Source organism: Arthrobacter echini (genome assembly GCF_004803505.1).
In the GTDB taxonomy this organism is placed as follows: domain Bacteria; phylum Actinomycetota; class Actinomycetes; order Actinomycetales; family Micrococcaceae; genus Arthrobacter_D; species Arthrobacter_D echini.
This window is the reverse complement of the sequence record NZ_SSWH01000001.1, coordinates 388,862-400,663: the sequence shown is the minus strand read 5'-3', so window position 1 is coordinate 400,663 and position 11,802 is coordinate 388,862. Positions and strand designations below refer to the sequence as shown.

At 67.2% G+C, this 11,802-nt stretch carries 8 protein-coding genes and 2 riboswitches; of the genes, 5 read left to right on the top strand and 3 right to left on the bottom strand.

The window, feature by feature from the left end; translation table 11 throughout:
* Nucleotides 1–44 precede the first annotated feature (44 nt).
* A complete protein-coding gene (locus E8P82_RS01965) occupies nucleotides 45–827 on the top strand; it encodes a response regulator transcription factor (RefSeq protein WP_136452787.1) in 783 nt (260 codons plus the stop codon).
* Here the strand turns inward: E8P82_RS01965 and E8P82_RS01960 are convergent.
* On the bottom strand, nucleotides 797–1,909 hold the full coding sequence (locus E8P82_RS01960) for a signal peptidase I (RefSeq protein ID WP_246020881.1): 1,113 nt from the start codon (nucleotides 1,907–1,909) through the stop codon (nucleotides 797–799). The two genes, E8P82_RS01965 and E8P82_RS01960, sit on opposite strands and share 31 nt — an antisense overlap.
* A gap of 504 nt (nucleotides 1,910–2,413) precedes the next feature.
* A complete protein-coding gene (locus tag E8P82_RS01955; protein WP_136452786.1) occupies nucleotides 2,414–3,445 on the bottom strand; it encodes an LLM class flavin-dependent oxidoreductase in 1,032 nt (343 codons plus the stop codon).
* A 259-nt stretch (nucleotides 3,446–3,704) separates the two neighbouring features.
* Nucleotides 3,705–3,804: riboswitch (glycine riboswitch) on the top strand.
* Nucleotides 3,805–3,903: riboswitch (glycine riboswitch) on the top strand.
* Nucleotides 3,904–3,954: 51 nt separating this feature from the next.
* On the opposite strand from E8P82_RS01955, the gene gcvP reads away from it, so the two are divergent.
* Genes gcvP through E8P82_RS01940 form a run of 3 tightly spaced genes read left to right on the top strand, consistent with a single transcriptional unit; the run spans nucleotide 3,955 to nucleotide 9,347 of the window.
* Entirely contained in the window at nucleotides 3,955–6,831 is a 2,877-nt protein-coding gene (gcvP, locus tag E8P82_RS01950) for an aminomethyl-transferring glycine dehydrogenase (RefSeq protein WP_136452785.1), read from the top strand.
* Nucleotides 6,832–6,846: 15 nt separating this feature from the next.
* Nucleotides 6,847–7,977, top strand: coding sequence for a glycine cleavage system aminomethyltransferase GcvT (gene gcvT, locus E8P82_RS01945; RefSeq protein WP_136452784.1), 1,131 nt, complete (start codon nucleotides 6,847–6,849; stop codon nucleotides 7,975–7,977).
* On the top strand, nucleotides 7,974–9,347 hold the full coding sequence (locus E8P82_RS01940) for an L-serine ammonia-lyase (protein ID WP_136452783.1): 1,374 nt from the start codon (nucleotides 7,974–7,976) through the stop codon (nucleotides 9,345–9,347). The genes gcvT and E8P82_RS01940 overlap by 4 nt, the downstream gene beginning before the upstream one ends.
* A gap of 72 nt (nucleotides 9,348–9,419) precedes the next feature.
* On the opposite strand, the gene E8P82_RS01935 is transcribed toward E8P82_RS01940, so the two are convergent.
* A complete protein-coding gene (locus tag E8P82_RS01935) occupies nucleotides 9,420–9,860 on the bottom strand; it encodes a MarR family winged helix-turn-helix transcriptional regulator (RefSeq protein ID WP_136452782.1) in 441 nt (146 codons plus the stop codon).
* Nucleotides 9,861–10,043: 183 nt separating this feature from the next.
* Between E8P82_RS01935 and E8P82_RS01930 the strand changes: the two genes are divergently transcribed.
* The gene (locus E8P82_RS01930; RefSeq protein ID WP_136452781.1) at nucleotides 10,044–11,726 is read left to right on the top strand and encodes an ABC-F family ATP-binding cassette domain-containing protein; all 1,683 of its coding nucleotides are present in this window, start codon (nucleotides 10,044–10,046) and stop codon (nucleotides 11,724–11,726) included.
* Nucleotides 11,727–11,802 lie beyond the last annotated feature (76 nt).

Below are 11,802 nucleotides of genomic sequence, written 5' to 3'. Positions count from 1 at the left end.
CGATACGATCCGTGCACAGCTGAACATCTGGCAATGTGTGAACCATGACTTCCGAACCAGCCGCGCGTGTCGCACTGATCATCGAAGACGACGCCGATGTGCGCCAACTCCTCGTCATGACCCTGGGCATGAACGGCTTCACCGTCATCGAGGCCGCCAGCGGACGCGAGGGAGTCGCCCTGGTCCGTGAACGCCGCCCCGACCTCGTGACCCTCGACCTCAACCTCCCGGACATCGACGGGGTGGAGGTGTGCCGCCAGATCCGCCCCCTGACCGATGCGTACATCATCATGATCACGGCTCGTCAGGACGAGATCGATCGCCTCATCGGCCTCGAGATCGGAGCGGACGACTTCGTGGTCAAACCCTTCAGCCCGCGCGAGGTCGGCGCCCGCGTGAACGCGATGTTCCGGCGCCCGAGGAACGGGGACGGTGGTCCGCCGTCCGCGAACGACGTCAGCGGAACCCCTCGGTCCGACGCCCCGGCGGTGGCGACGCGGGCTGATCGAGAGCCCGGACTGCTGGTCCACGGACCGCTCGAGATCGATATCGAGGGTCGGGTGGCGATGCTCGACGGCGAGGAACTCCCGCTCACCCGTATCGAGTTCGACCTGCTCGCCCTGCTCGTGTCGGGTCCGCGGAGGGTCTGGCAGCGCGAGACCCTGCTCTCGCGCATCTGGGGTGAGGGCTGGGTGAACGACCAGCACCTCGTGGAGGTGCATGTGCGCAATCTCCGCAAGAAGCTCAATGAGGATACGAAGGCACCCAGATTCATCCGCACGGTGCGGGGTGTCGGTTACCGCATGATCCCGGTCAGCGCCGACTGAAACTCGGACCCGAGCTCCCGCAACTGTTCGATCAGCCGGTGCTGGTGATCGGGTACGCCGACGAGTTCCAGGGCCGTGGAGGACGCCTCCTCGAGCCGGACCGCCCCCACCATCGCGGCACTGACGTTGAGGCTGAGCAGCGCCACGACGGCGGCGTCGACGTCGCCCGTCGAGAGCGCGACGTCGATGGCGTGGATCCGCTGCGGGAGCATGTCGACGAACATCCCGGCGAACTGCAGTGCTCCCTCCGGGCTCGAGAGTTCCGCTCCGAGATCGTCGAGGATCCGCCGGTCGAGGACGGGAAGCCGCGACAGATCGGCGCCCATAGTGGCATCGGTGGGCGCGGGAGCGACGGGGGTGGTCGCGTCGTCGTCCTTCGGGCGGGACCAGATCATGAGCAGAAGACCTCCGACGAGGACGGCCGGGACTCCGTAGACCAGGAGCTGGCTGACGATGGGTGTGCGGAGGGCGCGGATCACGGAGCCGACTTCGGGGATGACGGCTCTCGCCTCGTATACGTGGTCCCCCTCGAGGGTTGCCGTCCAGGGATCGACGGATTCGTTCGCGTCGCCCTTGGTGCGGACGGCGGTGGTTCCGTCCGTATCCCTGATGACCTCGATCACGCGGTGCGTCTCGACGCGGTGGTCCTCCACTGGGATGTGGTAGCTGATCACATCGCCCACGGCGACCTCGCTCACGGGCTGCAGCGTCGTGACGACGACGTCCCCGGGCATGATCTCCGGGGCCATGCTGCCGGTGAGCATCGTGGCGGTCTGGTAGCCGAAGAAGCGCGGACCGATCGCGAAGAACAGGACGGCGGCGATGGCTGTGATCATGAGCAGCGTGCCGAGCAGGCTCACGATCCGTTGCCCGATGGGGGGCCGGTCCGCAGCTGGCTGTGCCTCCGGGGGAGCAGTCCTGGTGGAGGGCGGGCCTGCGATCGGTTGTACGGTCGGGAACGCCAGCCGAGTGGAGAGCGGGCCTGCGATCGCTTGTACGGTCGGGAACGCCGGCCGGTGCTCGGCAGGTCGCTGCGCCGTCCGTACCGCCGGGCCGATGGACGGGAGGTCTGTCGTCGTCACGCGTTGCTCCTTCTGCCGCTGATACCCCGACCGATTGCCGGACGGGACCGCCCATCTGCCGGTGGACGGACCGGAGCGCTGAACTCCTGGTATCCACTGTGGTCGTCGTGACTAAAGGCGTCGTGCCGGAACGGCGAAAGTAGACCGAAGAAAGAGCGAAGGCCCTATTTCTGGTGGGGTCTGTGGTCGTTCCCGGTGCAGGACGCCGGTGGGTGGGAACGAGCGTCGGATCCCACTTCTCGCGTCCGGGGAGTGGGATTGGTGGACGTGCAGACCCGGGAAAGCCCCCGATCCGACTTGTCACGCCTGAGGAGTGGGATCGGGGGCTGTGTGCTGCCGGGCGCCAGGGTCGATCCCGGTGCACGGCGCCGGCGGGTGGGATCGAAGGCCCGGTCCCACTTGTCACGCCGGAGGAGTGGGATTGGCGGACGCGCAGGCCCGGGAAAGCCCCCGATCCCGCTCTTCGCGCCGGAAGAGTGGGGTCGGAGGCACACCGCGCAGGATCTAGGCGAGCATCTCCCGCACCATGGGGATGACCTTCGTGCCGTACAGCTCGATGCTGTGCATGAGGTTCTCGTGCGGCAGCGGACCGGCGCTGTACTTCATGTCGAAGCGGTCGATCCCCAGGGTCCTGACCGTCGAGACGATCTTCGTCGCCACGGTCTCCGGCGAGCCCACATAGAGCGAACCGCTGTCGGCCTCCCGGTCGAACTCGGCCCGGCTCGTCGGGCCCCAGCCGCGCTCTCGACCGAGGCGATCACGCATGATCCGGTTGTCCGGCCATAGTTCCTCGCGTGCCTGTTCGTCGGAGTCGGCGATGTAGCCGGGCGAGTGCACGCCGATCGGCAGCGTGGGCTGTTCCAGCTGGGTGAGGGCCCGATGGTACAGCTCCACGTAGGGCGCGAACCGCGCGGGGTCACCACCGATGATCGCGAGCATCAGCGGCATGCCGTAGCGAGCGGCACGGACCACGGATTCGGGGCTTCCGCCGACGCCGATCCAGGTCTTGAGCCGTCCGCCCTCGGTCTTCGGGTACACCTCATGGGCGTTCAGACCCGGACGGGTGCTCCCGGACCAGGTGACCGGACCCTCCTTGATGAGTTCGGAGAAGAGATCGAGCTTCTCCTCGAAAAGCCGCTCGTAGTCCGAGAGATCGTAGCCGAAGAGAGGAAAGGACTCCGTGAAGGAACCACGCCCCAGGATGACCTCCGCACGGCCGTTGGAGACGGCGTCGAGTGTTGCGAAGCGCTGGTAGACGCGGACGGGATCATCGGAGCTGAGTACCGTCACCGCGGAACCCAGACGTATGCGCGAGGTCTGCCCGGCGATCGCCGCGAGAACGGTTTCAGGAGCTGAGACCGCGAAGTCGTCCCGGTGGTGTTCACCAAGTCCGATGAAGTCGATACCGACCTGATCGGCGAGGACCGCTTCCGCGACGACATTGCGAATCACCTGGGGATAGGGCACTGCGCCGCCGTCCTGCGCGCGCGTGACATCCCCGAAGGTGTCGAGTCCGAACTCCAGTTCGCCTGCCATGGTGTTGCTCCCTTTCGTTGCGTCCGGTTCGTTCCGGCACTGCTGGGACAACGAGGCAGGCAGCACCGTTATTCCATGCATATGCATGGAACAGGTCATGTCCGCTCCCCGTCCCGCAGGAGCCGCCCGCACTTGTCACGCGTCCAGTACGCTGCCGTCCCGACACCCCGGTCGGGCGTCCTCGTCATTGCCTCGGGCGCTGCAGGGCGGTACCCTGTAGTACGGCCATGCTGCCGCGATCCCCAACTGAATACGCCCTTGACCCGCAGCGGGAGAGTTCTGCTGTTGAACACACCGGCAGGCGCCGTAGGAGCAACTCCTCCCCAGGAATCTCTCAGGCCCAGTACCGTCGCGGACAGGCAACTCTGGAAAGCAGGGACGGGCACGGCCCGGACCTCACCGACGGTGCAAGCAGGCAGTCCTGCGGAAACTCTCAGGTTCCCTACAGAGCGGGGAGGAACCCGACCAGGTACGCGCCCTTGCGCCCAGCCCCGACCGACGGAGTTCCCATGACAGCCCTATCCGACCAGGTTTCCAGCCCCGCCTCGGCCTTTGCCGATCGGCATATCGGCCCGCGCACCCCCGAGGCCTCGCACATGCTCGAGGTTCTCGGGTACCCGAGCCTCGACAAACTCGTGGACATGGCAGTCCCCGCCAGCATCCGCCTCGACCGATCGCTCAAGCTGCCCGGAGCACTCAGCGAGACCGAGGTGCTCGCCGAGCTCCGCCGGATGGCCGGACGTAACCGGACCGCTGTGCAGATGATCGGTCAGGGGTACTTCGACACGGTCACCCCGCCGGTGATCCGGCGCAACGTGCTGGAGTCCCCCGCCTGGTACACCGCCTACACGCCCTATCAGCCGGAGATCTCCCAGGGCCGCCTCGAGGCACTGCTGAACTTCCAGACCATGGTGCAGGACCTCACCGCGCTCGACATCGCCAACGCCTCCCTGCTCGACGAAGCCTCCGCCGTCGCCGAAGCAGTGCTCCTCATGCGGCGCTCGGGCAAGAACAAGGGCCGCACCGTCATCGACGCCGATGCCCTCCCGCAGACCGTCGCGGTCGTGCGCGGCCGCGCGGAAGCTCTCGGTTTCGAGGTGGAGATCGCAGACCTCTCCGCAGGTCTGCCCGACGGCGACATCAACGGCGTCGTCCTCCAGCAGCCCGGTGCCTCCGGAGCACTCCGCGACCACGCCGAGGTCATCGCAGCCGCCAAGGAGCGCGGAGCACTCGTCACGGTCGCTGCCGATCTGCTGTCCCTGACCCTCATCACGGCCCCGGGCGAGCAGGGCGCGGACATCGCCGTCGGTTCCGCCCAGCGCTTCGGCGTCCCGCTGTTCTTCGGCGGCCCGCATGCGGCCTACATGGCCGTCCGCAAGGGTCTCGAGCGCATGCTGCCCGGGCGACTCGTGGGCGTGTCCAAGGACGCCGACGGCGCTCCCGGCTACCGGCTCGCGCTGCAGACGCGCGAGCAGCACATCCGGCGCGAGAAGGCCACGAGCAACATCTGCACCGCCCAGGCACTGCTGGCGATCGTCGCATCGATGTACGGCGTCTACCACGGACCGGAGGGCCTGAAGGCGATCGCCCGGACCACGCACCAGCGCGCCGTCGAGCTTGCCGCCGCCCTCGAGGCCACGGACGCCGCCGTCGTGCACGAGGCGTTCTTCGACACCCTCCTGGTCCGCGTGCCGGGCAGGGCCGACGAGTACGCGGACCGGGCCGAGGCCGCCGGGTACAACCTCCGCCGGATCGACGCGGACCACCTCGGCATCTCCTGCGACGAGACGACGACGCCGGAGCACGTCGCAGCCGTCGCCGCGGTGTTCGGGGGGTCGGCCACCTCGGAGGCGGCTCAGTCGACGGGCGAGCGGATCCCGGAGAGCCTGCACCGTACGTCGGACTTCATGACGCACCCGGTGTTCTCGCTGTACCGCTCGGAAACCGCGATGCTGCGGTACCTGCGCAGACTCTCGGACCGGGACCTCGCGCTGGACCGCACCATGATCCCGCTGGGCTCGTGCACCATGAAACTCAACGCGACGGTGGAGATGGAGTCCATCTCCTGGCCTGAGTTCGCTTCGATCCACCCCTATGCTCCTGAGGCCCAGACCGAGGGCTGGCGTGAGCTGATCACCGATCTCGAGGAGCGCCTCGCCGAGATCACCGGGTACGACCGCGTCTCCCTGCAGCCCAATGCCGGCTCGCAGGGCGAGCTCGCCGGGCTGCTCGCCATCCGCGGGTACCACCGCTCACGCGACGAGGAGAACCGCACCGTCTGCCTCATCCCGTCCTCGGCGCACGGCACCAATGCGGCGTCGGCAGTGCTCGCGGGCATGAAGGTCGTGGTGGTCGGGACGGCGGACAACGGCAACATCGACCACGACGATCTGCTGGCCAAGATCGAGCAGCACGCAGAGAATCTGGCCGCGATCATGATCACCTACCCGTCCACGCACGGCGTGTTCGAGGAGGACGTGCGCTGGGTGTGCGAGAAGGTGCACGGCGCCGGCGGCCAGGTCTACATCGACGGTGCCAATCTCAACGCCCTGGTCGGTCTCGCACAGCCCGGTGAGTTCGGCGGCGACGTCTCGCACCTGAATCTGCACAAGACCTTCTGTATTCCCCATGGGGGCGGTGGACCCGGCGTCGGACCCGTGGCCGTAGCCGCGCACCTGGCTCCGTTCCTCCCGGGAGATGCGAACCGGGACATCGCGGACGACGGCGGACCCGATGCCGACGGCGGCACGCCCGTCTCGGGGTCGATGTACGGTTCGGCCGGCGTGCTACCGATCTCGTGGGCATACATCGCGCTCATGGGCTCGGAGGGGCTCACCAGCGCGACGGCGCACGCGCTGCTGGGCGCGAACTACGTCGCTGCCCGGCTCAATGACCATTTCCCGGTGCTCTACACCGGCGTGCAGGGACTCGTGGCACACGAGTGCATCCTGGACCTGCGGCCCCTGACGGCGGCCACGGGTGTCACGGCGGAGGACGTGGCCAAGCGACTGATCGACTACGGCTTCCACGCTCCCACACTGTCCTTCCCCGTCGGAGGCACGCTGATGGTGGAACCGACCGAGTCGGAGGATCTTGCGGAGCTCGACCGCTTCATCGATGCGATGATCTCCATCAAGGCCGAGATCGACCAGGTGGCTGGCGGGGACTTCTCCCTCGAGGAGAGCCCGCTGCGCCAGGCACCGCACACCGCCCAGCTGCTCGTCGGCGACGAGTGGACGCAGGCCTATTCGCGGGAGCAGGCCGCCTATCCGGTCCGCTCGCTGCGGCACGACAAGTACTTCCCTCCGGTGCGCAGGGTCGACGGCGCCCACGGGGACCGCAATCTGATCTGCTCGTGCCCGCCCATCGAAGCGTTCGAAGACTAGGAGTACGCCCCTTCCATGAGTGAGCAGAGCAAGCAGACCCCCCTGTACACGCAGCACGAGGCGCACGGAGCCTCCTTCACCGATTTCGGCGGATGGCAGATGCCGCTGAAGTACCGCAGCGAACTCGAGGAGCACCACACGGTCAGGAAAGCCGCCGGGCTCTTCGACCTGTCCCACATGGGCGAGATTCTCGTCAGCGGTCCGCAGGCCGCTGCCTTCCTCAACTACGCGCTCGTCAGCAACCTCGCCGTGCTCGCGGTGAGTAAGGCCAAGTACTCGCTGCTGTGCAACGCGGAGGGGGGGGTGATCGACGATCTCATCACCTACCGGCTCGCCGAGGATTCCTTCCTCGTGGTCCCCAACGCGTCGAACGCGCCGGTCGTGGCGGAGGAGCTGCGACTGCGGGCGGACGGCTTCGACGTGGGCGTCGAGGACCAGTCCGAGGTGACCTCACTCCTCGCCGTCCAGGGTCCGCATGCCGAGGCGGTGGTTCTCGAGCTCGCCCGACCCGGGGACGCGGAGGCGATCCGCGCCATGAAGTACTACTCCTTGCTGGAGCTCGAGCTCGCCGGTCTTCCCGTTCTGCTGGCGCGTACGGGGTACACGGGGGAGGACGGTTTCGAGATCTACATCGGGAACAACTTCGCGGTGCGACTTTGGGACGCCGCGCTCGAGGTGGGTCAGGTCCACGGGCTCGTCCCATGCGGTCTGGCGGCCCGCGACTCACTGCGACTCGAAGCAGGAATGCCCCTCTACGGCAACGAGCTCGGTCCCACCACCAATCCGTTCGAGGCCGGACTCGGTGCCGTGGTGAGCACGAAGAAGCCCGACGACTTCGTGGGCCGTGCGGTTCTCGAGCCGCTGAAGCAGACCGAACCCGAGCGCCGGCTCGTGGGGCTGAAGGCCGCCGGTCGCCGCGCGGCTCGTGCCGGGTACGACGTCGTCGGCGACGACGGCCCCATCGGTACGGTGACCTCGGGGCTGCCGAGTCCGACCCTCGGCTACCCGGTGGCTCTCGCGTACGTCGATGCAGCGCACGCGCGCGTCGGTACCGAGGTCAAGGTGGATTTGCGCGGCCGCGCAGAACCCTTCACCGTCGTCGACACGCCGTTCTACCGGCGTCAACCGGCAGGGAGTCCTTCATGAATATCAGCGCCTTCGATCTCTTCAAGATCGGCATCGGGCCCTCGAGCTCGCACACCGGCGGGCCGATGACCGCGGCCTACCTCTTCACGGAGGTGCTGCGCACCGAGGAGCTGCTCGCCGACGTCGGTCGTGTGCAGGTGGATCTCTTCGGTTCGCTCGGTGTGACCGGTCACGGCCACGGGACGGTCAAGGCCGTCCTGCTCGGGTTGGAGGGGGAGCAACCGCATCTGGTGGATCCGACGTCGGCCGATGCGCGCGTCGCCTACATCGGTGAGCAGAAGTCCCTGAAGCTGGCAGGGCAGCGGCCCATCACCTTCGACCCCGAGACCGATGTCCTGCTGCACCGGGGCCAGCGGCTGGACTACCACACCAATGGTATGCGTTTCTCGGCATATACCGGTGACAACGAGCTCATGCGCACCAGGGAATACTTCTCCGTCGGAGGTGGGTTCGTGCTGGACGAGGACCAGATCGGGTCCGAGACCGCCGATCTGCCGACTGTGCCGGTCTCCCATCCCTTCGACACCGCGGATCAGCTGCTCGAATTGTGCCGGTCCACGGGGATGTCCTTCTCGGAGATCGTCCTGGCCAATGAGCTGTCCTGGCGCTCCGAGGAGGAGGTGCGGACAGGGCTGCTGGAGATCTGGTCGGTCATGCAGGACACCATCCGGCGGGGCACGACGACGGGGGGGATCCTTCCGGGCGGGCTGAGCGTACGGCGGCGCGCCGAACGGCAGCGGCAACTGCTCGAGAAGGCCCATGATCCGGACGATCGGCTCGGCACCATGGAGTGGGTCACATTGTTCGCCCTCGCGGTCAACGAGGAGAACGCCGCCGGCGGGCGCGTGGTCACCGCACCGACCAATGGAGCAGCGGGCATCATCCCGGCCGTGCTGAACTACTACCTCGAGTTCGTCCCGGGCGCCGACGAGGACGGTGTGGTTCGCTTCCTCCTGGCCGCCACCGCGGTCGGTTCCCTGTTCAAGAAGAACGCGTCCATCTCGGGGGCCGAGGTGGGATGCCAGGGTGAGGTCGGTTCGGCGTGCGCCATGGCTGCGGGAGCACTCGCGGAGGTGCTCGGAGGCACGCCGGAACAGGTCGAGAACGCGGCCGAGATCGGCATCGAGCACAATCTCGGCCTGACCTGCGATCCCGTCGGCGGGCTCGTCCAGATTCCCTGCATCGAGCGCAATGCGGTCGGCGCGATCAAGGCGATCACGGCAGCCCGCATGGCCGTCCGGGGAGACGGCCAGCACCACGTCTCGCTCGACATCGCGATCAAGACCATGCGCGACACCGGTGCGGACATGATGGACAAGTACAAGGAGACCGCGCGCGGCGGGTTGGCGCTGAACGTGGTGGAGTGCTGAGCCGATAGCGACGGAGCCGGACACGCGTGCCGAGGCGATACCGGCGGAAGGCCTGCTCGCGCGATTACACGATCAGCCGGCGGCTGCAGATTTATGCCGCTGTGGGGCCAGTTCATCGATGATCCCGTGCAGCAGATGACGCAGGTCGGAGGACTCCAGCCCGGCGCCGACCATCAGGGTCCGCTCGATGTCCTCGGCCCGCGCAAGGGCGTCGATGCCCGCCGCCGTGATGGTGATGCGCTGGCTTCGCCGGTCACTGCTGTCGCGGATCTTCGAGATGAGGCCCTGCCGCTCCAGCTTCTCGATGGTCTTGCCGATGGTCTGCGCCTGCACATGCATGGCAAGGGCCAGCTTGACGCCCGTCATCGTGCCCTGACGCGAGAGGACACCGAGGGTGGTGTATCCGGCGTGGGTGATCCCGATATCGAGCAGACGCTCGTTCCAGGCATGATCGACGAGGCGCGCGGCAGTGGTGAGCAGTCGGCTGGTTGACCACTCTTCGAGTTCTGACATCGGGTTTCCTCCAGAAAACATAGCTGTCCCACGTATTATTCTCGCTCATTCTGCCGGTCGATCCTCAAATTTCCGCTATCAGGAAACCGAAGAATCGCGGGGCGCGACACCACGGCGGCGTGCGGCAGCGCTCGAACGGGACACTCCTCGAACGGGACACTCCTCGAATGGGACACTGGTGGTGTGGCTCATCTCGACATCTCCGGCATCGACTACTTCCTCTCCGACGGCAGGCAGCTGCTCAATTCCGTGGCCTTCAGGGTCGGGGAGGGCCACAAGAGCGCCCTGGTCGGGCCGAACGGCACCGGCAAGACCACCCTGCTGCGGATCATCTCCGGAGAACTCACCGCGGACGATGGGTCGGTGACCCGCTCGGGGCAGCTGGGCATCATGCGGCAGTTCGTCGGCCAGGTGCGCGACGGCACGAGCGTGCGCGATCTGCTGGTCTCGGCAGCGCCGCCCGTCCTGGCAGCGGTGGCACAGCGGGTCGACGCCGCCGAACTGGCCATGATGGAGGCCGACGACGAACCGACGCAGCTCGAGTACGCCCAGGCGATCGCCGACTGGGGGGACGTCGGTGGCTACGAGCTCGAGACCACGTGGGACGAGGTCACCATGTCCGCGCTCGGCGTCCCCTACGACCGTGCGCAGCACAGGGCGGCCTCGACCCTGTCGGGAGGAGAGCAGAAGCGCCTCGTCCTCGAAGCACTGTTCTCCGGACCCGACGAACTTCTCCTCCTCGACGAGCCGGACAACTACCTCGACGTGCCCGGGAAGCGCTGGCTGGAGGCGAAACTCGCCGAGTCGAAGAAATCGGTCCTCTTCGTGAGCCACGACCGGGAACTGCTCGCGAATGCGGCCACCCGGATCGTGACGCTCGAACCCGGCGTCCTCGGCGCGTCGTCGTGGACGCACGGTGGCGGCTTCGACACGTACCTGAAGGCGCGGCAGGACCGGAACCAGCGCTTCGAGGAGCTGCGCAAGCGCTGGGACGAGGAGCATGTCAAGCTCAAGGAACTCGTCACCATGTACAAGAACAAGGCGGCGTTCCGCTCCGACATGGCCAACCGGTACCACGCGGCCCAGACCCGCCTTGCCAGGTTCCTCGAGGCAGGACCACCCGAGGCCATCCCCCTCGAGCAGAATGTCTCGATGCGCCTGGCGGGTGGACGCACGGCCAAGCGCGCAGTGGTGGCGACGAAGCTCGAACTGACGGGCTTGATGAAGCCCTTCAGCACCGAGATCTGGTACGGGGATCGGGTGGGTGTGCTCGGGTCCAACGGCTCCGGCAAATCCCATTTCCTCAGGCTGCTCGCCCGGGGCGGCTCCGATCCCGACGTCGAACACCTGCCCGTGTCCGACGTCGACATCGCCGCAGTTCCCCACGAGGGCTCCGTGAAACTCGGTGCGCGCATCCGTCCCGGATTCTTCGCGCAGACCCACTCCCGGCCCGATCTGCTCGGGCGCACGCTCGTGGAGATCCTCCACCGCGGCGATGAGCACCGCTCGGGGCTGGGCCGCGAAGCCGCGTCCGCCGTGCTCGACCGCTACGGACTCGCCTCCCAGGCCGAGCAAGCCTACGATTCCCTCTCCGGCGGCCAGCAGGCCCGGCTGCAGATCCTGCTGCTCGAACTCTCCGGTGCCACCCTCCTGCTCCTCGATGAACCCACGGACAATCTCGATCTGCATTCCGCGGAGGCGCTCGAGCATGCCATCGACGCCTTCGACGGGACCGTCCTCGCGGTGACCCATGACAGATGGTTCGCACGCAGTTTCGACCGGTTCCTCGTGTTCGGGTCCGACGGCACAGTGTACGAGACCGAGGAACCGGTCTGGGACGAGAGCAGGGTCGTGCGCGCCCGCTGACCGGATGTTCGTCCACACACTCTCCACAGGGTTGTCCACAATCGGTGGATAACCCTGCAGAGGAAGCTCGATTGGG